Source organism: Granulimonas faecalis, assembly GCF_022834715.1.
In the GTDB taxonomy this organism is placed as follows: Bacteria; Actinomycetota; Coriobacteriia; order Coriobacteriales; family Atopobiaceae; genus Granulimonas; species Granulimonas faecalis.
Map to the genome: position 1 here is coordinate 542,471 of NZ_BQKC01000001.1, position 21,780 is coordinate 564,250.

At 70.4% G+C, this 21,780-nt stretch carries 28 protein-coding genes; 26 read left to right on the forward strand and 2 right to left on the reverse strand.

Annotated features, from left to right (window positions below; translation table 11 throughout):
* Position 1: 1 nt before the first annotated feature.
* The 20 genes from rpmD (at position 2) to OR600_RS02560 (ending at position 14,483) form a co-directional block, all read left to right on the forward strand.
* Positions 2 to 187 (forward strand): 50S ribosomal protein L30, encoded by a 186-nt coding sequence (gene rpmD / locus OR600_RS02465; protein WP_135978834.1) that lies wholly within the window; start codon positions 2 to 4, stop codon positions 185 to 187.
* 10 nt (positions 188 to 197) lie between these two features.
* On the forward strand, positions 198 to 638 hold the full coding sequence (gene rplO / locus OR600_RS02470; RefSeq protein WP_135978833.1) for a 50S ribosomal protein L15: 441 nt from the start codon (positions 198 to 200) through the stop codon (positions 636 to 638).
* A 2-nt stretch (positions 639 to 640) separates the two neighbouring features.
* Positions 641 to 1,930 (forward strand): preprotein translocase subunit SecY, encoded by a 1,290-nt coding sequence (gene secY / locus OR600_RS02475; RefSeq protein ID WP_135978832.1) that lies wholly within the window; start codon positions 641 to 643, stop codon positions 1,928 to 1,930.
* Positions 1,931 to 1,974: 44 nt separating this feature from the next.
* Positions 1,975 to 2,601 (forward strand): adenylate kinase, encoded by a 627-nt coding sequence (locus tag OR600_RS02480; protein ID WP_135978831.1) that lies wholly within the window; start codon positions 1,975 to 1,977, stop codon positions 2,599 to 2,601.
* A gap of 16 nt (positions 2,602 to 2,617) precedes the next feature.
* Entirely contained in the window at positions 2,618 to 3,406 is a 789-nt protein-coding gene (map, locus tag OR600_RS02485; RefSeq protein WP_265590585.1) for a type I methionyl aminopeptidase, read from the forward strand.
* A 127-nt stretch (positions 3,407 to 3,533) separates the two neighbouring features.
* The gene (gene infA / locus OR600_RS02490; protein WP_135978829.1) at positions 3,534 to 3,752 is read left to right on the forward strand and encodes a translation initiation factor IF-1; all 219 of its coding nucleotides are present in this window, start codon (positions 3,534 to 3,536) and stop codon (positions 3,750 to 3,752) included.
* Positions 3,753 to 3,839: 87 nt separating this feature from the next.
* A complete protein-coding gene (gene rpmJ, locus OR600_RS02495; protein WP_006363204.1) occupies positions 3,840 to 3,953 on the forward strand; it encodes a 50S ribosomal protein L36 in 114 nt (37 codons plus the stop codon).
* A gap of 21 nt (positions 3,954 to 3,974) precedes the next feature.
* Positions 3,975 to 4,346: a 30S ribosomal protein S13 gene (gene rpsM, locus OR600_RS02500; RefSeq protein ID WP_135978828.1), complete on the forward strand. Its 372-nt coding sequence runs from the start codon at positions 3,975 to 3,977 to the stop codon at positions 4,344 to 4,346.
* Between the two features lie 9 nt (positions 4,347 to 4,355).
* Positions 4,356 to 4,757, forward strand: a complete 402-nt coding sequence (gene rpsK / locus OR600_RS02505; protein WP_135978827.1) for a 30S ribosomal protein S11 — start codon at positions 4,356 to 4,358, stop codon at positions 4,755 to 4,757.
* Positions 4,758 to 4,781: 24 nt separating this feature from the next.
* Positions 4,782 to 5,375: a 30S ribosomal protein S4 gene (gene rpsD, locus OR600_RS02510; RefSeq protein ID WP_135978826.1), complete on the forward strand. Its 594-nt coding sequence runs from the start codon at positions 4,782 to 4,784 to the stop codon at positions 5,373 to 5,375.
* Between the two features lie 25 nt (positions 5,376 to 5,400).
* Complete coding sequence (locus OR600_RS02515) at positions 5,401 to 6,357, forward strand: DNA-directed RNA polymerase subunit alpha (protein ID WP_265590586.1); 957 nt, start codon at positions 5,401 to 5,403, stop codon at positions 6,355 to 6,357.
* A gap of 35 nt (positions 6,358 to 6,392) precedes the next feature.
* Positions 6,393 to 6,821 carry a 50S ribosomal protein L17 gene (gene rplQ, locus OR600_RS02520; protein WP_204407064.1) on the forward strand — a complete coding sequence of 143 codons (429 nt, stop codon included), beginning with the start codon at positions 6,393 to 6,395 and terminating at the stop codon, positions 6,819 to 6,821.
* A gap of 90 nt (positions 6,822 to 6,911) precedes the next feature.
* Complete coding sequence (locus OR600_RS02525) at positions 6,912 to 8,513, forward strand: ATP-binding cassette domain-containing protein (RefSeq protein ID WP_265590587.1); 1,602 nt, start codon at positions 6,912 to 6,914, stop codon at positions 8,511 to 8,513.
* Positions 8,510 to 9,292, forward strand: coding sequence for an energy-coupling factor transporter transmembrane component T family protein (locus OR600_RS02530; RefSeq protein WP_265590588.1), 783 nt, complete (start codon positions 8,510 to 8,512; stop codon positions 9,290 to 9,292). Before OR600_RS02525 ends, OR600_RS02530 begins: the two co-directional genes overlap by 4 nt.
* 13 nt (positions 9,293 to 9,305) lie before the next feature.
* The gene (truA, locus tag OR600_RS02535; RefSeq protein ID WP_251164034.1) at positions 9,306 to 10,121 is read left to right on the forward strand and encodes a tRNA pseudouridine(38-40) synthase TruA; all 816 of its coding nucleotides are present in this window, start codon (positions 9,306 to 9,308) and stop codon (positions 10,119 to 10,121) included.
* A 120-nt stretch (positions 10,122 to 10,241) separates the two neighbouring features.
* Positions 10,242 to 10,841 carry an HD family phosphohydrolase gene (locus OR600_RS02540; RefSeq protein ID WP_251173929.1) on the forward strand — a complete coding sequence of 200 codons (600 nt, stop codon included), beginning with the start codon at positions 10,242 to 10,244 and terminating at the stop codon, positions 10,839 to 10,841.
* Between the two features lie 47 nt (positions 10,842 to 10,888).
* Positions 10,889 to 11,977 (forward strand): putative manganese transporter, encoded by a 1,089-nt coding sequence (locus OR600_RS02545; RefSeq protein ID WP_265590589.1) that lies wholly within the window; start codon positions 10,889 to 10,891, stop codon positions 11,975 to 11,977.
* A 43-nt stretch (positions 11,978 to 12,020) separates the two neighbouring features.
* Positions 12,021 to 12,743 carry a hypothetical protein gene (locus tag OR600_RS02550; RefSeq protein WP_204407077.1) on the forward strand — a complete coding sequence of 241 codons (723 nt, stop codon included), beginning with the start codon at positions 12,021 to 12,023 and terminating at the stop codon, positions 12,741 to 12,743.
* A gap of 124 nt (positions 12,744 to 12,867) precedes the next feature.
* Positions 12,868 to 13,938, forward strand: coding sequence for a glycosyltransferase family 2 protein (locus OR600_RS02555; protein ID WP_204407076.1), 1,071 nt, complete (start codon positions 12,868 to 12,870; stop codon positions 13,936 to 13,938).
* Positions 13,939 to 14,051: 113 nt separating this feature from the next.
* A complete protein-coding gene (locus OR600_RS02560; RefSeq protein ID WP_204407075.1) occupies positions 14,052 to 14,483 on the forward strand; it encodes an FKBP-type peptidyl-prolyl cis-trans isomerase in 432 nt (143 codons plus the stop codon).
* 123 nt (positions 14,484 to 14,606) lie between these two features.
* Here the strand turns inward: OR600_RS02560 and OR600_RS02565 are convergent, their stop codons facing one another.
* The gene (locus tag OR600_RS02565; protein ID WP_135978718.1) at positions 14,607 to 15,185 is read right to left on the reverse strand and encodes a xanthine phosphoribosyltransferase; all 579 of its coding nucleotides are present in this window, start codon (positions 15,183 to 15,185) and stop codon (positions 14,607 to 14,609) included.
* Between the two features lie 185 nt (positions 15,186 to 15,370).
* On the opposite strand from OR600_RS02565, the gene OR600_RS02570 reads away from it, so the two are divergent.
* The 4 genes from OR600_RS02570 to OR600_RS02585 all read left to right on the forward strand — a co-directional run bounded on the left by OR600_RS02570 (position 15,371) and on the right by OR600_RS02585 (position 19,214).
* Positions 15,371 to 16,966 (forward strand): FAD-binding oxidoreductase, encoded by a 1,596-nt coding sequence (locus tag OR600_RS02570; protein WP_265590590.1) that lies wholly within the window; start codon positions 15,371 to 15,373, stop codon positions 16,964 to 16,966.
* Positions 16,966 to 17,757, forward strand: a complete 792-nt coding sequence (locus tag OR600_RS02575; protein WP_251164036.1) for an electron transfer flavoprotein subunit beta/FixA family protein — start codon at positions 16,966 to 16,968, stop codon at positions 17,755 to 17,757. The genes OR600_RS02570 and OR600_RS02575 overlap by 1 nt, the downstream gene beginning before the upstream one ends.
* Positions 17,754 to 18,950: an electron transfer flavoprotein subunit alpha gene (locus tag OR600_RS02580; RefSeq protein ID WP_265590591.1), complete on the forward strand. Its 1,197-nt coding sequence runs from the start codon at positions 17,754 to 17,756 to the stop codon at positions 18,948 to 18,950. Before OR600_RS02575 ends, OR600_RS02580 begins: the two co-directional genes overlap by 4 nt.
* A 72-nt stretch (positions 18,951 to 19,022) precedes the next feature.
* Entirely contained in the window at positions 19,023 to 19,214 is a 192-nt protein-coding gene (locus OR600_RS02585) for a hypothetical protein (RefSeq protein ID WP_204829641.1), read from the forward strand.
* A gap of 32 nt (positions 19,215 to 19,246) precedes the next feature.
* On the opposite strand, the gene OR600_RS02590 is transcribed toward OR600_RS02585, so the two are convergent.
* The gene (locus tag OR600_RS02590; RefSeq protein ID WP_265590593.1) at positions 19,247 to 20,128 is read right to left on the reverse strand and encodes a damage-control phosphatase ARMT1 family protein; all 882 of its coding nucleotides are present in this window, start codon (positions 20,126 to 20,128) and stop codon (positions 19,247 to 19,249) included.
* 186 nt (positions 20,129 to 20,314) lie between these two features.
* Between OR600_RS02590 and OR600_RS02595 the strand changes: the two genes are divergently transcribed.
* Complete coding sequence (locus tag OR600_RS02595; RefSeq protein ID WP_168354110.1) at positions 20,315 to 20,878, forward strand: FKBP-type peptidyl-prolyl cis-trans isomerase; 564 nt, start codon at positions 20,315 to 20,317, stop codon at positions 20,876 to 20,878.
* Positions 20,878 to 21,618, forward strand: coding sequence for a DNA/RNA nuclease SfsA (locus tag OR600_RS02600; RefSeq protein ID WP_204407037.1), 741 nt, complete (start codon positions 20,878 to 20,880; stop codon positions 21,616 to 21,618). Before OR600_RS02595 ends, OR600_RS02600 begins: the two co-directional genes overlap by 1 nt.
* The last annotated feature ends 162 nt before the right edge of the window (positions 21,619 to 21,780 follow it).

The following is a 21,780-nucleotide window of genomic DNA, read 5'->3' on the forward strand; positions in this document are numbered from 1 at the left end:
GATGGCCAACACCCTCAAGATCAAGCTCGTCAGGAGCGCGGTCACCCAGGTCAAGGGCGACCAGACGCGTACCGCCCGCGCCCTCGGCCTCCGTCGTATCGGCGACGTCGTCGAGCAGCCCGACAACCCCAGCATCAGGGGCATGGTCTTCAAGATCAAGCACCTGGTCGAAGTGGAAGAGAACTAGGAGTACCCCCATGCAGCTCAATGATCTCCGTCCCGCAGACGGTGCCAAGAAGAAGCGCAAGCGCATCGGTCGCGGCAACTCCTCCGGTCACGGCACCACCGCCGGCCGCGGCACCAAGGGTCAGCTCTCCCGCTCCGGCGGCGGCAAGGGCGCCGGCTTCGAGGGCGGCCAGAACCCGCTCGCCATGCGCCTGCCCAAGCTCCCCGGCTTCAAGAACCCCAACCGCGTGGAGTACGCCCCCGTCAACCTCGACCGCCTCGAGGCCAAGTTCGAGGCCGGCGACGTGGTGGACGGCGCCTCCCTCGAGGCCAAGGGCATCATCAAGAAGGCCTCCACGCCCGTGAAGGTCCTCGGCGACGGCGAGCTCACCAAGGCCCTCACCGTCAAGGTCGACAAGGTGTCCGCCTCTGCCCAGAAGAAGATCGAGGCAGCCGGAGGAAAGGTCGAGTAATCGTGCTAAAAGGTATTGCCAACGCGTTCCGTGTGAAGGAACTCCGTGACAAGATCTTGCTGACGATCGGCATCCTCGTGCTGTACCGCATCGGCGCCTACGTGCCGGTGCCGGGCATCCCCTTCGAGGGCATGCTCAACCAATTCCAGACCGCACTCGGCGATCAGAGCGCGCTCGCCCTCCTGAACCTGTTCAGTGGCGGCGCGCTCGCCCGCGTGTCGGTCTTCAGCCTCGGCATCATGCCCTACATCACGGCCCAGATCATCATGCAGATGCTCCAGGCCGTGATTCCCTCCCTCGGCGAGCTCGCCAAGGAGGGCGATGCCGGTCAGCGCAAGATCACTCAGTACACCCGCTACATCACCGTGGGGCTCGCGCTGCTCAACGCGGTGGGCTACCTCTTCCTGTTCAAGAGCGACGCCTACGGCATCAACTTCACGGGCATCCCCGCCCCCGAGTGGCTCATGGACGTCATGGTGGTCGTCACCATGCTGGCCGGCGCCATGATCATCATGTGGCTCGGCGAGGTCATCACCCAGCGCGGTGTGGGCAACGGCATGTCGCTCATCATCTTCGCCAACATCATGGCCGGCCTTCCCGCGGCCATCTTCAGCTCGGTCTCCCAGGGCGACAACGGCGCCCTCATGACCGTGCTCGTGGTGCTGGTGATCCTGGCCGTCATCCCGTTCATCATCTACATCGAGCGCGGCCAGCGCCGCATCCCGGTGTCCTATGCCAAGCGCGTCCAGGGTCGTCGCGTGATGGGTGGGCAGTCCACCTACCTCCCGGTCAAGGTGAACACCGCCGGCGTCATTCCCATCATCTTCGCCTCGGCCATCCTGTACTTCCCGGCCCAGATCGCCGTGTTCTTCCCCACGGTGGGCTGGATGCAGGTCTTTGCCAACGCGGTCTCGGCCGGTTGGCTCAACTGGATCCTGTCGGTGCTGCTCATCGTCGCCTTCGCGTACTTCTACACCTCCATGGTGTTCAACCCGGAGGAGACGGCCGACCAGCTCCGCAAGCAGGGCGGCTACATCCCCGGCGTGCGCCCCGGCGCCGCCACGGCCGCCTACATCAAGGGCGTCCTCGACCACATCACCCTGCCGGGCGCGCTCTTCCTGGCCGTGATCGCGGTCGCCCCATCGATCCTGTTCACGTTCACGTCGAACACCCTCATCCAGGCCTTCGGCGGCACCTCCATCCTCATCATGGTGGGCGTCGCCCTCGACACCCTCACCCAGGTGGAGAGCCAGCTGAAGACCCACGACTACGAGGGCCTGTTCATCCGCTAGATGCCACATCCCGGCGCCGGAGCGCCCCAACGTAAGGAGACACCATGAACATCGTTCTTCTCGGGGCGCCCGGCGCCGGCAAGGGCACCCAGGCCCAGAAGCTCGTGGAGGAGTTCGGCTTCGACCACATCTCCACAGGCGACCTGCTCCGCGCCGCCGTCAAGGCCGGCACGGAGCTCGGCAAGGAGGCCAAGGGCTACATGGACGCCGGCAAGCTCGTGCCGGACTCCGTGGTCATCGGCCTCGTCAAGGAGCGCCTGGGCATGCCCGAGGCCGCCGCGGGCTTCATCCTCGACGGCTTTCCACGCAACACCTCCCAGGCCGAGTCCCTCGACGCGGAGCTCGCCGGGATGGGCGTCAGCCTCGACGCCGCACTCCTCGTCTCCGTGGAGCCCGAGGTCATCGTGGAGCGCCTGAGCTCGAGGCGTACCTGCCGCACCTGCGGTTACACCGGCACCGCCGCGGACGAGACCTGCCCGCGCGACGGCGGCGAGATGTACCAGCGCGACGACGACGAGCCCGAGACCATCAAGCAGCGCCTCGACGTCTACGAGGAGTCAACGGCACCGCTCGTGGGCTACTACCGCGACAAGGGCCTGCTGCGCGAGGTGGACGGCGACCGCTCCCAGGACGAGGTCTACGCTGACGTCAAGACCCTCCTGGGCCTGTAAAGGACGCTGATCCCCCATGATCAAGATCAAGCGCCCCGAAGAGATCGAGCAGATGAAGAACGCGGGCGCCCTCTCCAAGACGGCGCTCCGCCGCGTGGGCGCGCGCATCGTGCCCGGCGTCTCCACGCTCGAGCTCGACCGCGTGGCCGAGGGCATCATCCGCATGCACGGCGGCGTGCCCGCGTTCAAGGGTTACGGCGGCTTCCCGGCCTCCATCTGCTGCTCCATCAACGACGAGATCGTCCACGGCATCCCGTCCGCGGACGTGATCCTCAAGGACGGCGACATCGTGTCCATCGACACCGGCGCCGTCCTCAACGGCTGGGTGGGGGACAACGCCTGGACGTTCTACTGCGGCACGCCCACCCCCTCCCACAAGGAGCTCTGCGAGGTCACCCGCGACTGCCTCAAGCTCGCCATCAAGCAGGCCGTCCCGGGCAACCGCCTCGGCGACATCGGCCACGCCGTGCAGGAGCACGCCGAGCGCCACGGCTTCGGGGTCATCCGCGACTACGTGGGCCACGGCGTGGGCCACGAGATGCACGAGGAGCCGAGCGTCCCCAACTACGGGCACCACGGCCGGGGCGTGAAGCTCCAGGCCGGCATGGTCATCGCCATCGAGCCCATGATCGTGGAGCGCGACTACGCCTCCCGCGTCATGGCCAACCGGTGGACCGTCGTCACCGCCGACGGCGGCTGCGCGGCCCACTACGAGAACACCGTGGCCATCACCGAGGACGGCCCGGTCATCCTCACCGAGGACGACCAGGGTCCCTGGTGCCCGATGGAGGGCGGCCAGAACTGACGCCAAGCGTGGTCATCCTGTGTGCAGGACCGCCGTCACGGGGTCCTGCTCCGTCGTGCTCGTGGACGGGTGGGGGACCATCGGATACACTGGAAAATCGCCGTAACGTGTGGAGAAAGGTTGCCACGTGAGTAAACAGGACGCGATCGAGCTCGAGGGCAAGGTCATCGAGCCCCTGCCCAATGCCATGTTCAACGTCGAGCTTGAGAACGGTCACACCATCCTGTGCACGATCTCCGGCAAGATCCGGATGAACTACATCCGCATCCTCCCGGGCGACCGTGTGGTCGTAGAGATCTCCCCCTACGACCTCACCCGCGGGCGCATCACCTACCGCTACAAATAGGAGGGCGACGCCCTCGCATTCCAACCGCAGAAACTTACGCCAGCGGCTGGGCGAAGATATAGCAAGCGCAACTTGAAAGGATGACAGATGAAGGTACGTCCTTCCGTCAAGAAGATGTGCGACAAGTGCAAGATCATCAGGCGCCACGGCAAGGTCCTCGTCATCTGCGAGAACCCCCGTCACAAGCAGCGCCAGGGTTAAAGAATCGAGAGGAGCTTCAAGTTGGCCCGTATCAACGGCGTCGACCTCCCGCGCGAGAAGCGCGTGGAGATCGGTCTTACCTATATCTACGGCATCGGCCGCACCACCGCTGAGAAGATCTGCGCCGCCACCGGCGTGAATCCCGACACCCGCGTCCGCGACCTCACCGAGGACGAGGTCTCCAAGATGCGCGACTACATCGACCAGAACCTCACGGTCGAGGGCGACCTCCGTCGCGAGACCCGCACCAACATCGCCCGCCTGATGGAGATCGGCTGCTACCGCGGCCTCCGTCACCGCAAGGGCCTGCCCGTCCGCGGCCAGCGCACCCACACCAACGCTCGCACCCGCAAGGGCAAGAAGCGTCAGATCGGTGCCAAGAAGAGGGGCTAAGGGAGAGACATGGCTCAGAAGAAGAACGTGAAGCAGACGCGTATCCGTCGTGCCGAGCGCAAGAACATCGCTGTGGGCCAGGCCCACATCAAGAGCACCTTCAACAACACGATCATCAGCATCACCGACCCCCAGGGCAACGTGATCGCCTGGCAGTCCGCCGGCACCGTGGGCTTCAAGGGCTCCCGCAAGTCGACCCCCTTCGCCGCCCAGATGGCCGCCGAGGCCTGCGCCAAGACGGCCATGGAGCACGGCATGCACAAGGTCGCCGTGTTCACCAAGGGCCCCGGCTCCGGCCGCGAGACCGCCATCCGCTCCCTCCAGGCCGCCGGCCTCGAGGTCTCGAGCATCCAGGACAAGACCCCCATCCCGCACAACGGTTGCCGTCCGTGCAAGCGTCGTCGCATGTAATCAGGATCAGGAAGGAATACAAGCATGGCAGTTGATAGGACTCCTGTCCTGAAGCGGTGCAGGGCTCTCGACATCGACCCCATTGTCATGGGCATCAACAAGAAGTCCAACCGTCAGCCCAAGCGTCAGCGTCGCCAGGAGAGCGAGTACGGCCGTCAGCTCCGCGAGAAGCAGAAGGCCAAGTTCATCTACGGCGTCCTCGAGAAGCAGTTCCACGGCTACTACGAGCAGGCCCTCAAGGTCGAGGGCATCACGGGCGACAACCTGATGTCGATCCTGGAGACCCGCCTCGACAACGTCGTCTTCCGCCTCGGCTTCGCCCGCACCCGCAAGGAGGCCCGCCAGACCGTCCGCCACGGCCACATCCAGGTGAACGGCCACCGCGTGGACATCCCCTCCTACCGCGTGAAGGGCGGCGACGTCGTGTCCGTCGCCCCCAAGTACTCCGACCTCCTTCCCATCAAGGAGGCCATCATCGCCTCCGAGCACATGGCTGTCCCGTCGTGGCTCGAGGTCGACATCGAGAAGCTCTCGGGCAAGGTGCTTCAGGTGCCCTCCCGCGACCAGATCGACCTCGACATCAACGCCCAGCTCATCGTCGAGCTCTACTCCAAGTAGCCCGTCACCCCGGTTGGAGGTATACATGTCCGAGTTCATCCGACCGCAGGTGTCGGTGGAAGAGGTCAAGGGCGACGTCGCCCGCGTGACCGTGGAGCCGCTCGAGCGCGGCTTCGGCGACACGCTGGGCAACTCCATTCGCCGCGTGCTCCTCTCCTCCCTGGAGGGGGCGGCCGTCCAGGCCATCCGCATCGACGGCGTGCAGCACGAGTTCACCACCGTCGAGGGCGTCTACGAGGACGTCACCGACATCGTGCTCAACGTGAAGCGCCTCGTCTTCCAGCGCACCGGCTCCGTCGACACCGCCGAGTGCGAGGTCAACATCGACGGTCCCGCCACCGTCTCCGGCGCCGACTTCTCCGTCCCCGCCGGCTTCGAGCTGGTCAACCCCGAGCTGGTCATCTGCCACCTCGCCGAGGGCGCGCACCTCAAGATGACCATGTACGTGGGGTGCGGCCGCGGGTACGTGTCCGGCGAGAGCAACGAGGGCGACAACGACGCCATCGGCGTCATCCACGTCGACTCCCTCTACTCGCCGGTGCGCCGCTGCGCCAAGACCGTCGAGCCCTGCCGCGTGGGCCAGCACACCGACTTCGACCGCCTCGTCCTCGAGATCGAGACCAACGGCGCCATGACCCCCCGCGAGGCCGTGGTCGACGCCGCCAACATCATCAACCAGCACATGAGCGCCTTCATGTCGCTGGACGAGGAGGGCGAGGACGAGGAGGGCGAGGACGAGGAGGAGGTCTCCATCTTCGCCACCGGCGAGGAGGACGACAACAGCGAGCTTGACAAGGCCATCGAGGGGCTCGACCTTTCGGTCCGCTCCTACAACTGCCTCAAGCGCGCCGGCATCCACTCCGTGCGCCAGCTCGTGGACTTCTCCGAGAACGACCTGCTCAACATTCGCAACTTCGGCGTGAAGTCCATCGAGGAGGTCAAGGACAAGCTCGAGTCCATGGGCCTCGGCCTCAAGGCCTGACGTCGACGACACTGAACTTTTAGGAGTAACGCAACATGAGGCACCAGAAGAAGCGCGGTATGAAGCTCGGCACCGATGCCAGCCATACCAAGGCCATGAAGAAGAGCCTGGTCGCGGCGCTGCTTGCCAACGACCGCATCAAGACCACGCTCCCCCGCGCGAAGGCCATCCGCGGCAACGTGGACCGCGTCATCACGTGGGCCAAGAAGGGCGACCTGCACTCCCGCCGCCTTGCCATCGCCGCCGTGGGCGACAAGGAGATCGTGCGCGAGGTCTTTGAGAAGGCAGAGCAGGGCATGTGGGCCGACCGTAACGGCGGCTACACCCGCATCATGAAGCTCGGCCCCCGCAAGGGCGACAACGCCGAGATCGCCATCATCGAGCTCGTCAACGAGCCGGTGAAGAAGGCCGCCGCTCCCACCAAGGTGGAGCCGGTCGCCGAGAAGGCCGAGGACGCCGAGTAGGCGCCCCTGCGGCAGCGACAGACCAACGGGGCCTCGAAGGTTACTTCGGGGCCCCGTTCTTTTGACCGCCCGACGGAGAGGGGAGGGAACATGCTCGAGACGCGGGCCGTCTGGCTCGCCTACGGCGAGGACGGGGCCTGGGCGGTGGAGGACGCCACCCTGGCCGTGCGGCCGGGCGAGGACCTCTGCCTCGTGGGGCGCAACGGCTCTGGCAAGAGCACGCTCCTCTCGGCGCTGAACGGCGGCCTCGCCCCGAGGCGCGGCGGGGTGGTGGTGGACGGTGCGACCGTCGGGGCAGGCCGGTCGTCGCGCCTCGGGGCCGCCCGGGCCGTGGGCCTCGTCTCCCAGGACCCGGAGTCGCGCATCCTCGGCTCCACGGTGGGGGAGGACGTGGCCTTCGGCCCCCGGAACCTCGGGCTCGCCCCGGAGGAGGTCGCGCGCCGCGTCGCGTGGGCCCTCGGCTCCGTCGGGCTCGCGGACCGCGCGGCACAGCCGTGCTCGGAGCTCTCCGGCGGCCAGGCCCAGCGGCTCGCCCTCGCGTCGGCCCTCGCCATGGAGCCCCCGTACCTTGCCCTCGACGAGGTGGGCGGCGAGCTCGACGAGGGCGCGCGGGCCGGTGTGCGGGCGCTCCTCGGAAAGGGGCCCCTGGCCTCCTGCGGCCGCGTGCGGGCCACCCATGACGTGCTCGACGTGGCGTCTGCGACGTCCGTGGCCGTCATGGCCGGCGGCCGTGTCACCTGGCAGGGGAGCCCCTGGGACTTCTTCTGCGACCTCGACCTCGTGGCCGAGGCCGGCATGGGGGGGTCCGTCCCCGCGGCGTGGGCGCGCGACCTCGTGCTCTCCGGCCTGCCGCTCTCGCTTCTCGCAGACCCCGGCGCCCTCGCGCGCGCCCTCGGCCCGGCAGCGGCGGGCGGCATCGGCCGGCGCCCGGCCGCGGCGCTCGACACGGCGTCCGGCGCCGCGGGCGGGCTCGTGCTCGACGGCGTGTCCGTGACGGCCCCCTCGGGCCCCGTGCTCGCCGGCCTCTCCCTCGCCGTGCCCCGGGGCGCCGTGACGCTCGTGGCCGGCGTCTCCGGCAGCGGCAAAACCACGGCCGCCCGCGTGGCGGCGGGCCTCCTCGGGCCCGACTCCGGCTCGGCCACCCTCGACGGCGCCCCCGTGCGGGCCGGCGCCGTGGGCATCGCCTTCCAGCGCCCCGAGGACCAGACCCTCGCCGACTCCGTGCTCGCGGACGCCATGATGGGGCCGTCCCTGCCCCCGTGCGACCCGGCCGGTGCCCGCGGGAGGGCCGCCGCGGCCCTGGCCGCCGTGGGGCTCGACGAGTCCCTCTGGGACCGCCCCACCTGGTGCCTCTCGGGCGGCCAGCGGCGGCGCGCGGCCCTGGCCGCCGTGGTCGCCCGTCCGTCCGGCGCCTACATCCTCGACGAGCCCACGGTGGGCCTCGACGGCCCGGGCCGCGCCGCCGTGCACGCCGTGGCGCGCTCCCTCGCCGACGGCGGCGCGGCCGTGTGCGTGGTCAGCCACGACGTGGGGGAGTGGCTCCCCGTGGCCGACCGCCTCGCCCTCGTGGCCGGGGGCCGCACGGTGTGGGAGGGCCCGGCCGCCCAGGGGCCGTCCTCGGGCGCCTTCGAGGCGGCCGGCGTGAGGCTCCCCCTGGAGCTCGCGGTGGCGAGGGAGGCGGGGCTCCTGTGATCCGCACCGTCCCCGGGGCCTACCTCGGTCTGGACGGGCCGCTCCAGCGGCTCTCCGCCGGCCCTAAGATCCTCTGGCTTCTCGGCGTCACCGTGGCCGCCTTCGCCGCCCCGTCGCCCGCCGTTGTCCTCGCCCTGGTGGCCGGGGCCGCGGTGTGCGCCCGCGTCGCCGGGGTCGCCTGGCGCCGGGTCGGGGAGGCCGTGGCCCCGACGGCCGTCGTCCTCGTCCTGGCCCTGGCCGCCAACGCCCTCGTGGCCGACGGCACCGGCGACGTCGTGCTGCTCGGCACCGTGGGGGTGAGCCTCCCGGGCCTCGTGCGGGGCGTCACCGCCGTGCTGCGCATCGTGGCCCTCGTGGCCTGGGCCCTCGTCTACACGGCCACGACGCCCTCGCAGGCCACCGTGGACGCCCTCTCCCGGGCGCTCTCGCCCCTCGGGCGCCTGGGCGCCCCCGTGGACTCCTGGGCCATGGTGGCCTCGCTCGTGCTCCGGTTCGTGCCGCTCTGCGGCGAGGAGCTCGTGCGCGTGCGCGACGCCCAGCGGGCCCGCGGCGTCATGCTCGACGGCGGCGGCCCCGTGGCCCGGCTCGCCCGCTGGCGCCTCGTGCTGGCGCCGCTCGTGGTGGCACTGTTCCGCCGCGCCGACGAGAGCGCCCGCGCCATGGCCGACCGCTGCTGGGGATACGGCCCCCGGACCCCCGCGCGCCGGCCCCCCTCGGCCGCCGACGTCGCCTGCGCGGTGGCGGCGGTGGCCCTCGTGTGCCTATGCTGTGCCCTGTAGGAAGGAGACTGCCGTGACAGACGAGACCTCGACGGACGCCCCCGACGCGGGGACCCTCGTGCTCAAGGTGGGGTACCGGGGCGCCGGCTTCTCGGGCTTCGCGGCCCAGGAGGGACAACGCACCGTGGCTGGCGAGCTCGTGCGCGCCCTGGAGACCCTGCTCCGCAGGCCCGTGGAGATCGCCTGCGCCGGCCGCACGGACGCCGGCGTCTCGGCCGTCGCCCAACACGTCTCGCTGCCGGTGACGCGCGGGGAGTGGGAGGGCCTCACCGCCCGGCGCCTGCTCTGGTCGCTCACGGCCCTCACGCCGCCGGACATCTCGGTCATGGGGGCCTGGCGGGCGGCGCCGGGCTTCTCGGCGCGCTTCGACGCGCTGGGGCGCCGCTACCGCTACCGCATCAAGTGCGGGTCCCAGCCGGTGCTGCTGGCGGACCACGTCTGGTGGCTCCGCGACGGGCTGGACGTGGGTGCCATGGACCGCGCGGCCCGCGCCCTCGTGGGCGAGCACGACTTCAGGAGCTTCTGCAAGAAGTCGTCGGCCGAGGGGCGGCGCACCTTTCGCTGCCTCACCGGGTGCGCTGTCTCGCGCCAGGTGGAGGCCGGCGAGGAGCTCGTGTGCGTGGACGTGGCGGCCAACGCGTTCCTCCACAACATGGTGCGCATCGTCGTGGGCACCCTCGTGGAGGTGGGCGCCGGCCGCAGGCCCGAGTCCTGGGTGGCCGACGTCCTGGCCGCGTGCGACCGCGAGGCGGCCGGCCCCACGGCGCCTCCCGAGGGTTTGACCTTTGTTGAGGTACAATATCCCCCATCAGCACTTGTCACCTGGTAGGGGAGTGGCGCGGCCCAGGCCGTGGCACAGCACCTGGGTTGCGAGGACAGGCGCCGCACGTCGGCGCGACGTTCATTCGTAGGCCCGGTTGCGGGCCGCGAGCGAGAGAGAGGACCGGCCATGGCCAACCTTGAGAGCGGGCTCACCTACGATCAGGCCCACGACCTTCTCACCACCTACAACAAGGACCCCTTCCACGTCCAGCACGGTGAGACCGTCGGCGGCCTCATGGGCTACTTCGCCGCCGAGTACGACCCGGAGAACGTGGACTTCTGGACCCAGGTGGGGCTCCTCCACGACCTCGACTGGGAGATGTTCGACCCCGACCTGCACACCGTGGAGACGGCGCGTCTGCTCGAGGAGGCCGGGGCCTCGCCGGAGCTGGCCAAGTCCATCCAGACCCACCAGTCCGATCTCAACCCGGAGCTCCCCGCGCCCGAGCTCAAGATGGAGAAGATGCTCTACGCCTGCGACGAGCTCTCGGGCCTCGTGACGGCGACCGTGGCCATGCGCCCGTCCAAGAGCGTCATGGACTTCAACGTGAAGTCGCTCAAGAAGAAGTTCAAGACCAAGAGCTTCGCGGCGGGCTGCAACCGCGACGACATCCGCCGCGGCGCCGAGATCAACGGGCTGGAGCTCGACGAGCTGTTCGCGATGGTGATCGAGGGTATGAAGGCCATCGCGCCCGACCGCGACACCTTCGGCAAGGACGGCGAGTAGGGCGTCGGTCCGAAACCTCCGATCAGAACGGGATGTGATCTAACGGTATGGAAGAGGGTCTCTGGCACCTGCTCGGGCACTCGCTCGAGCACAGCGTCGAGGACACGTTGGTCCTCGTCCCGTTCCTCTTTGTCACCTACCTGGCCATGGAGGCCCTGGAGCACGGGGCGGCGGGGTTCTCGGAGCGCGTCATCCTCAGGGCCGGCAAGGCCGGGCCCGTGGTGGGCGCGCTCCTGGGGGCCCTGCCGCAGTGCGGCTTCTCGGCCATGGGCGCCACGCTCTACAGCGCCCGCGTGGTGACCGTGGGCACGCTCGTGGCGGTGATCCTGTCCACGTCCGACGAGATGCTGCCGGTCTTCGTGGCCAACGGGGCGCCCGTGTCGCAGATCGCCGCCATCCTCGCCTTCAAGGTGGCCGTGGGCATGGTGGCCGGCCTCCTCGTGGACCTCGCCGTGCGCGTGCTGCGCATACCCGCCTCCAACGCCCTGCGCATCCACGAGCTGTGCGAGCGCGACCACTGCGGCTGCGGGGACGTCGAGGGCCTCGCCGAGCGCGTCTACGAGGACGACGGCGACCTTGCCGAGGCCGAGGCCCACGGCGGGTGCTGCCCGTCCTGCGGCCACGAGCTCCCGGCTGAGGCCCGCGGCCACGGGTGCTGCCACGACGGGGGCGGTCACGGGGCCTGCGGCCACGGCCACGACGCCGAGGGCCACTCCCACGGCCACTCCCACGGCGGCCACGGCTCCATCTGGCGGAGCGCCCTCGTCCACACGGTGCAGGTGACCGCGTTCATCTTCGTCATCACCCTCGTGCTCGAGGTGGTCATCGAGGCCGTGGGCACCGACGTCTTCGCCGCCTTCATGCTCGCCCACCCCGGCCAGGCCGTCTTCTACGCCGGCCTCGTGGGCCTCATCCCCAACTGCGCCGCCTCCGTCCTCATCAGCGAGCTCTTCCTCGAGGGGGCCCTGGGCTCCGGCGCCATGATCAGCGGCCTGCTCGTGGGTGCCGGCGTGGGCCTGCTCGTGCTCTTCAGGGCCAACCGCCCGCTCCGCTCGAACCTGGCCATCGTGGCCGTGCTCTACGTCGTGGCCGTGGTGTGCGGCCTCTGCGTCAACGTCAGCGGGTTCGTGTTCTGACCCAAGGCCCCGGGTCCCGGGGCGCGTATCCGAGGAGGCAGCCGTGTACGAGCGCCCCGACGTCCCCAAGCCCGGCAGGCACCGCACCGCCGTCGCGGTGGCGGTGCTCGTCGCCATCGGCTGCGCCCTCCTCGTAGGCCTGCCGGCCCTCTGGCACCTCGCCAACGAGACCAACGCCTCCACGCTGGGCGACGGGGCCCTGCAGGAGGCCGTGGCGTCCCGGGACAACGCCCTCGCGGTCCCCGAGGGCTCCGAGCCCACCGGCGCCGACGTCGAGACGTTCCTCGTCCTCACGGTGGGCGACGTCCGCGCCGACGCCCCGGCCCTCCAGGGGGCCGAGCTCCTCTGCGTCGACCACACGGCCAAGGACAGCCACCGGGTCACGCTCCCCACCGACCTCGCCGTGACGGCGGGCGGCGCGGCCACCACCCTCGCCGACCTCTTCGCCGCCCGGGGCGAGGGCGCCTGCGTGGCCCCGGTCTCGGCGGCCACGGGCCTCGCGGTCTCCCATGTGGTGGAGCTCGACGGCGAGGGCTGGTCGCTCTTCGAGCGCGCGGTGGCCGGCGGCATCCAGGGGGCGGCCCAGGCCGGGCCGGAGCTCCTCTCCTCCCTCAGGACCGACATGGACACCGGGCAGCTCATGGACCTGCCGGACTCCCTCGCGGGGACCGGCGTCTCGGCCGCCGAGCCCGAGCCCTGCCCCATGGCGGGCGACGGGGTGGACCGCGCGGCCCTCGGCGTCCTCGTGGGCACGCTCCGCGGATGACTCTGTGGGTGTTTGCTGAAGGCTCGGTGACGGGTGTGTGGTGGCGCGTCTCGTTTTAAAGCTTATATTGTGACGCTGCTACATTTACCTCTGACCACACGACCCGTCAGGGGGTTCCAGCCCTATGTCTCCCAAGCCGCCCGCCGTCACGCTCATCATGCCTGCGTACAACATCGAGGCCTATGTGGCCCGGGCCGTGGAGTCGGTGCAGAACCAGACCCTGCGGGACTGGGAGCTCATCGTCGTGGACGACGGCTCCACCGACCGCACCGGTCAGATCCTCGACCGTCTGGCCTCCCGGGACTGGCGCATCGAGGTCATCCACACCGAGAACCACGGTGCCGCGGCGGCGCGCAACACCGCCCTCGACCGCGCCCGGGGCCGCTACATCCACTTCCTCGACGGCGACGACTGGGTCGAGTCGGCCATGCTGGAGCGCGAGGTGGCCTTCGCCGAGGCCAACGACCTCGAGCTCGTGGTGGCCGGCTTCTACATCGAGACCTTCTACGGCAACGGCGGAGAGCACCTCACCGAGGCCAAGCGTGTGGACGGGCAGGTCTTCGCCACCCGGTCCGAGTTCCGCTCCCAGGCCTTCCGCCTCTTCGACCAGAACCTCCTGTACGTGCCCTGGAACAAGCTGTTCCTGAGGGGCCGCATCGAGGAGATGGGCCTGCGCTTCAGGCCCACGTTCTGGGACGACTTCCCCTTCGTGCTCGACTACATCCGCGACGTCGGGCGCGTGGGCGTCATGGGCGAGTGCTTCTACCACTTCGGCCGCAGCCGCGCGGAGAGCGAGACCGCCCGCTGGCGCCCCGGCATGTACGAGAAGCGCGAGGAGGAGCACGGCTGGATGCTCGACCTCTACGACCACTGGGGCCTCTCGGCCGACCCGTCGTCGGTGGAGATGGTCCAGCGTCGCTACATCGAGCGCCTCGTGGGCTGCATCGAGAACGTCTGCAACGACGCCTGCACGCTCCCGCGCGAGGAGAAGCGCGCCCAGATCGAGGCCATGATCTCCACGCCGCGCGCCCAGATGGCCGTGGAGCTCGCTCAGCCCCGGAGCGCCATGATGCGGGCCATGCTCATGCCCATCCGCCGCAAGGACGCCTCCATGGCCATGCTCGAGGGTCGGGTCATCTCCCTCGTCAAGGGCGCCGACCCGCGGCTCTTCGCCTCCCTCAAGGCCCGCCGCTAGGCACGAGTAGGGCCGCTCGGTATCCGTGGAGTGTGGGCGCCTGACGCTTGGGGTGGTCGCGGGCGGGTAGGCACCAGCTGGTACGAGAGGAACCTTCCCAGAAGGGGGACACCATGGCAGACAACACCGGCAAGAAGGTCAAGGTCCACTACCGCGGCACCCTTGACGACGGCACGCAGTTCGACAGCTCCTACGACCGCGGTGAGCCCCTGGAGTTCACCGTCGGCGCCGGGCAGATGATCCCGGGCTTCGACAAGGCCGTCGTGGACATGGAGGTGGGCGAGAAGAGGACCGCCCACCTGGAGCCCGCCGACGCCTACGGCGAGCCCCGCGAGGAGCTCGTGGTGAGCTTCCCGGTGGACCAGGTGCCCAACCTGGACCAGCTCTCCGAGGGCGACCGCATCTTCCTCCAGGGCCCCATGGGCCAGCCCATCCCGGCCGCCGTGACCTCCATCACCGAGGAGGCCGTGACCGTGGACGCCAACCACGAGCTCGCCGGCAAGCCCCTGAACTTCGACATCGAGCTCGTCGAGGTGGGGGAGTAGCGGCCTGCGGCCCAAGGGCCCTTTTCTGGCGGGACGCGCCACTGTGGCGCGGCAGGGGCGGTGTCGGCCCATGGAAAAGGCCCCGACGTCCGAAGACGCCGGGGCCGTCCCGCCCGTCTCGCCCTAGGCGAACTCGATGGCGCCGGTCTTCGGGTCCATGGAGCTCACGACGGCCAGCGACTCCAGGTTGTAGCCGCGCTCGCGGAGGCTCTTGCCGCCGGGCTGGAAGCCCTTCTCGATGGCGATGCCGATGCCCTCCACCACGGCGCCGGCGTCCTCGCAGATCTCGAGCAGGCCGTTCAAGGCGCAGCCCATGGCCAGGAAGTCGTCGATGATGAGCATGTGCTCGCCCTCCTGGATGAAGCGCTTGGCGACGATGACGTCGTACTCGCGCTTCTTGGTGTAGCTCACGATGTGGCTGCGGTACTGGCTGCCGTCGAGGTTGAGCGACTCGGTCTTGCGGGCAAAGACCACCGGCACGTTGCCGAAGTGGCGCGCCGCCACGCAGGCGAGGCCGATGCCCGAGGACTCGATGGTCAGGATCTTGTCCACGGGGCGCCCGGCGAAGAGCCGCGCCCATTCGGCCCCGAGCTCGTCGTAGAGGGCGGTGTCGCACTGGTGGTTGAGGAAGTTGTCGACCTTGAGGATGTTGCCCTCGCGGACGATCCCGTCACGGCGGATGCGCTCTTCCAGAGCCTGCATGAAGACCCCTCTCTCGGTTTCTCTCCCTTGGGATCACCCCATTATGGGGCACTCGGCGCGATTCGTCTCGCGGGGAGGCGCCCCGTGGGAAGCGCCGTTGTTCCCGCCGCGTAACGCCGGGGCAACGTGGGCGACGTACGCTCTATCCCCACGGACGGTTCCGCCGATCGAGAAAGGCCACGGCCATGGCGCTGATCAGACCTGTCGACGAGACCCTCGCCGGCTTCCTGCGCGACGAGTCGCGCACGCAGGGCCGGGCCGAGACGATCTCGCAGCCGGCCGACGAGGCCGAGGTCCGGCAGGTGTTCCGCGAGCTCGCGTCGGTCCCCGGTGCTCCGGTGCCGGTGACGGTGCAGGGGGCCCGCACGGGCCTCGCCGCCGGCTGCGTGCCGGACGGCGGCCACGTGATGTCGCTCCAGCGCATGAACCGGGTGCTCGGCGTCTCCGGCGACGCTGAGGGCGGCTTCTCCGTGCGCGTGCAGCCGGGCGTGGTGCTCCAGGACCTCAGGAACGCCCTGGCCAAGCGGGCGTTCGACACCGCGGGCTGGGACGACGCGTCCCTGGCCGCCCTCGGGCGCCTCCGCGGGGCCGATCCCGTCTTCTTCCCCTGCGACCCCACCGAGACCTCGGCGACCGTCGGCGGCATGGTGGCCTGCAACGCGTCGGGCGCCCGGAGCTACCGCTATGGGGCCATGCGCCGCCACGTGCGGGGCCTCCGCGTCGTACTGCCCTCCGGCGAGACCCTCGCCCTCTCCCGCGGCGCGGCCGTGGCGGATGGGCGCCGCCTGACCCTGACGACCGAGCAGGGCACCGTGATCGAGGTGCCGCTGCCCACCTACTCCATGCCCGACGTCAAGAACGCCAGCGGCTACTTCGCCGCGGGCGCCATGGACGCCGTGGACCTCTTCGTGGGGTCCGACGGCACCCTCGGCGTCGTCACCGAGGTGGAGCTGGCCCTCGCGCCCATGCCGCCCGTCGTGTGGGGTGTCAACTGCTTCTTCGACGGCGAGGACCGCGCCGTGGGCTTCGTGGGGGCCGTGCGCGGCGCCGTGCCGGGCCTCGGGGCCGTGGAGTACTTCGACCCGGCGGCCCTGGACATCCTGCGCTCCCAGCGCCACTGCGACCCGGCGTTCTCCTCGCTGCCCGAGGTGCCGCCCGCCTACGCCTGCTGCGTCTTCGTGGAGCTCCAGGAGCCGGGCCGCCCCGAGGCCCTCGAGGCGCTCGCCGCGGTGGGCCGCGCCATGGGGGAGGCCGGCGCGGACCCGGCGGCCACGTGGGTGGGCACGACGGATGTGGACCGCGAGCGCCAGCGGTTCTTCCGCCACGCCGTGCCCGAGTCGGTGAACATGCTCATCGACGAGCGCCGCCGCACCGACCCCGCCATCACCAAGCTCGGCAGCGACATGGCCGTGCCCGACGGCCGCCTCCGCGACGTCGTGGCCCTCTACCGCCGCACGCTCGCCGAGGAGGGCCTCGAGAGCGCCACATGGGGCCATATCGGCGACAACCACCTCCACGTGAACGTGCTCCCCCGGAACGCCGGGGAGCATGCGCGCGGCAAGGCGCTGTTCCGCCGTTGGGCCGAGGAGGTCTCGGCCATGGGGGGCACCGTGTCGGCCGAGCACGGCGTGGGCAAGATCAAGCGGGACTTCCTCGTGCCCATGTACGGGCGCGAGGGGGTGGCCGAGATGGCCGCCGTTAAGCGGGCGCTGGACCCGGACGGAGTCCTCGGCCGCGGCAACCTCTTCGACGCGTCGCTTCTGGAAGGGGGTGAGGCGTAGTGGACGTCTGCGTGCTCATGAAGGCGGTCCCCGCCTCCACCGAGGTCTCCATGGACCCGGTGACCCACACCATCGTGCGCGACGGCGGCGACGCCGTCTGGAACCCCTTCGACACCGCGGCCCTGGAGCTGGCCCTCCGCCTCAAGGACGGCTGCGGCGCCACGGTGACGGTGCTCTCCATGGGCATCCCGGCCACCGCCGCCCTGCTTCGCGACGCCGTGGCCCGGGGCGCCGACCGCTGCCTGCTGCTGTCCGACCGCGCCTTCGCCGGCAGCGACACCCTCGCCACGTCCTACGCCCTCACGCTCGGGCTCCGGGCGCTCGGCGGCTTCGACCTCGTGCTCTGCGGCAAGATGGCCGTGGACGGCGACACCGCGCAGATCGGCCCGGAGGTGGCCGAGGCCCTGGGCGTGCCCTGTGTCTCGGCCGTGGGGTCGCTCTCCGTGGGCGCCGGCCGCGCCACCTGCACGGCGGTCTCCGACGGCGTGCGCCGCACCGTGAGGGTGCCGCTGCCCTGCGTGCTCACGGTCGAGAAGGCCGCGGCCGATCTCCGGATGCCCTCCGTCGAGGGCGTGCTCGCGGCCGAGGGCCGGCCCGTGCCCGTGATGGGTGCGGCCGAGGCGGGGGCCGACCCGGCCCGCTGCGGCCTCGACGGCTCGCCCACCCAGGTGGCCTCCTGCACCGTGCCCGAGACCTCGTCGTCCTGCGTGGTCGTGGAGGGCGCCCCGGCCGAGGCCGCGGCGCGCCTGTGCGACCTCCTCGCCCACGTCCTGGAAGGAGCGGCCTCATGAGCGGCCTCGTCGTGGATGCCGACCTCTGCGTGGGATGCGGGCGCTGCGTGCGCGTGTGCGCCAACGACGGCATCGAGGTGGTCGACCGTCTCGCCCGGGTGCTCCCGGGGTGCGTCTCGTGCGGCATGTGCGTGGACGCCTGCCCCGTGGGCGCCCTCGAGATGGTGCGCGAGGGCACCGGCGCGGACCTCTCGCAGTGGTCGGGCGTGCTCGTGGTGGCCCAGACCGACGCCGACGGCGCGCCGCTTCCCGTGGCGAGCGAGCTCGTGGGCGTGGGCCGCGGCCTGGCCGACGCCCGAGGCTGCGCGCTCAGGGTCCTCGTGCTGGCGCCGGGCACCCACGGCTGTGCCTGCACCGGCGGGTTCTCCGGGCTCGGGGCCGACGGCGCGGACGAGGTGCTCGTGTCCCGCAGCCCGCGCTTCGGCGCCCGCGACTGCGCCGCCATGGCCGCCACGGTGGCCGCCGCCGTGGGGGCCACCAAGCCCGAGGCCGTGCTCTTCGGCGCCACGGACCTCGGCCGCGAGCTCGCGCCGCGCGTGGCGCAGCGCTTGGGCTGCGGCCTGACGGCCGACTGCACGGGGCTGGCTGTGGACTCTGAGACGGGCCTCCTGCTCCAGACGCGCCCGGCCTTCGGCGGCAACCTCATGGCCACCATCGTCTCGCCCGAGGCGCGGCCCCAGATGGCCACGGTGCGCCCGGGCGTCTTCGCGGCCCCGGAGCGCGACGCCTCGCGGGTGTGCACCGTCTACGAGATGCCGCCCGCGCCGTGCGACGTGGCGGCGCCGGAGGTGCTCGCCGAGGAGCCCGCCGACGACGGCACCTCCATCGCGGCGTGCGACGTGCTCGTGGTGGTGGGGCGCGGCATCCGCGACAAGAAGTCGCTCGCCGTGGCCCGTCGCCTGGCCGACGCCCTCGGCGCCGGTCTGGGCTGTACGCGTCCCGTGGTGGAGGCCGGGTGGCTCGACCACGGCTGCCAGGTGGGTCAGACCGGCGTCTCCGTGGCGCCCCGGCTGCTCGTGAGCCTCGGTGTGTCCGGCGCCGTGCAGCACCTCGCCGGCATCTCCGGCGCCGGCTGCGTGGTGGCCGTGAACGAGGACCCGGAGGCGCCGATCCTCGCGGCGGCGGACTACGCCGTGGTGGGGGACTGCCGCGAAGTGGCCCGAGCCTGGGCGGAAGCGTTGGAAAACCGGTAACCGGTTGGCGCTCCCAAATCAGAACAGATGTTCTATCATGGGTTCCCCGGTGACGAGAGAGGGGAGCATTCCATGGTGGAGCGGATCGAGGGTGCTGGCAAGGTCGCGACCGTCGTCGAGGTGGACAAGGACGTCTGGCGCGCACAGCTGGTGGGCGCCAAGGCGAGCGTGGACTTTGCCACCGCGGCCAAGGCCCGCCTGTGGGCGAGCCTGGCGTGCGGGCTGTTCTCGTCGCCGAGGGAGGCCGCGGCGGCGACGGCGTGAGGGGTGGGATGGCGCCCGTTGCGGCGGCCGGCCTACACCCGGTTCTCCAGGCAGAGGAGGCCGCCCATGGGGACGCCCAGGACGTCGGCGATGTGCTGGCACTTGGCCATAAACAGGAAGTAGAGCCGGTCGTGGAGGCGGCCGTAGAGGGTCTCGAAGTTGCCCTGCCCCTTGGAGACCACGAGGTCGGCCATCTCCACCAGGTGCCTGAACTCCGGCGAGAGCGAGCCGTCGAGCAGGGTGCCCGCGCCGTAGTCGGCGTCGCCGTTGGTCATGAGGTCGGCCACCTCGTCCATGCCGGCCGCCAGGGCCTCGTCCATGGTGAGGTCGTTGAGGATGACGTTGTTGCGCACCACGTAGACCATGCGAGCCGACGGGTTCAGGCGGTGCAGGGTCTCGATGAGGATGCGGTCGAGGGCCGACTCCCCGCAGTTGTCGGCGAGAAAGACGATAGTGCGGGCCGTGGAGGCGCGCTCGATGAGCGAGGGGGAGTCGTCTCGGGCGAACGCGAGGGACGGCACGGAGTCCAGGAGCTCGGCCACGCGGTCCTCGGTGAAGCCCATCGGCGTGCCCACGTCGATGAGGTTGCCGGCCACGGCAAAGCGGACCGCGAGGGGCGCGGGGTCGTCGGAGGCCTCCACGACGGAGCGGATGCGCGGGGCAAGCGATGTGGTGAGCCGCTCGAAGGTGGACTTGACCTCGGCGTAGGGGTCGGGTCCCACGGCGTCGACGAGGTCCGCCCACACCTCGCTCATGGCGTAGGGCGCGCGGGAGATGTCGTTGTCGGAGGGGAAGTGCGCGATGAGCGTGAGGGCGCGGTCGTGAAGGCGGTGGCACCCTTCCTCGTCCACGCCGGCCGCCTTGGCGATCTTGGCGGCATTGTTGGCAACGCACTCGCGGCATCGGTCGTACACGGCGAACCTCCAGCTAGTAGAATCTGACCGCCACCGATTCTACCGCCGGGTCGTCGCGTTTTGGCTCCTTGTGCTTTTTCAGCCCGTTTGTGGAGGGGAGCGTCGACGCGGTAGGCTTTTCCCGAACCATCGACCCAGACAGAATCGTCCGGCCCCATCGGCGGCCGCCACCGAGAGGACCAGTCCATGACTCACACGCTGCCGCGCGCCCTCGCAGTCCTCAGCGCCTCCGCTCTCATCGCCCTCGCCGGCTGCTCCGGCCAGCCCGCCTCCCAGGACGCCGGCGACCCGCCCGCCCAGGAGGGGCAGGCCGAGGCCAAGACCGTGGCCGAGAAGGGCGACACCGTGAAAGTGAACTACCGCGGCACCCTTGACGACGGCACGCAGTTCGACAGCTCCTACGACCGCGGCGAGCCCCTAGAGTTCACCGTCGGCGCCGGGCAGATGATCTCTGGCTTCGACGCCGCCGTGGAGGGCATGGAGGTGGGCGAGAAGAAGACCGTGCGTCTCGAGCCTGCCGACGCCTACGGCGAGCGCTCCGACGCCATGGTGACCACCTTCTCCAAGGACGACGTCCCCGACTTCGACTCCCTCGAGGTGGGCGACACCGTGACCCTTTCCACCTCCAACGGCTCCACCGTGGCCGCCGCGGTGACCGAGAAGACCGACGACTCCGTCACCGTGGACGCCAACCACGAGCTTGCCGGCAAGCCCCTTACCTTCGAGATCGAGCTCGTCGAGGTGGGGTAGTGGCCGAGCCCTACCGCTTTCCCGAGCCCCTGCGCGAGGGCACCATCCTCGCCCGGCCCAACCGCTTCATCATGGACGTGGACCTCGACGGCGAGACCGTGCGGTGCCACTGCCCCGTGGTGAGCCGCATCGGCGACATCGACACCGCGGGGCTGCCCTGCTTGGTCTCGGACTCCCACAACCCCCGGCGCAAGCTCCCGCTCACCGTCGAGGCCCTCTCGCTCACGGCCCCGGGCGACCCCGGCCGCCGCTGGGTGGGCCTCAACCAGAACGCCTCCAACCGCTACGTGGAGCACTTCCTGCGGCAGGGGGCCGTACCCGGCATCGTCGACGAGCCGGTGCCCGTGCGCCGCGAGGTGCCGCTGGGCTCCTCCCGCCTGGACTTCCTCGTGGACGACTCCGTGTACCTGGAGGTCAAGACGCCCCTGCGCCAGCTGGAGTGCGCCGTCCCCGAGGGGGTGGGGCGCCTGCCGCAGCCGCCCTTCTCGTCCACCGACCGCGCCGTGCGCCACCTGCACGAGCTGGCCGACTCCCTGGCCGACCACGACCGGGCTGTGATCCTCTACTGCCTCTACTACGCCAACGACGGCTTCCACTTCTACCACGGCACCACCTACGACGAGGTCATGGCCTGCGTCGACGAGGTCCGTGCCCGTGGCGTCGAGCTCTGGCAGGCCGACTTCTCGGTGGACGCGGAGAAGGTCGACCTCGTGGGCTGCCACCCCCTCGAGGAGTGGTGAGGGGCCGGTTCCACGGGAGTTTTCCGAGGGTAACTATGGTGCGCGGGGCTCACCGCGGCCTGTGGGGTTAACCGGTTGCGCTAAACTGAAACGCAACCGTGGATTCGGGCCATGTGTCCGTGCCGCGCATGTCCCCATGAACCAGATGTCTGTCGAGGAGGA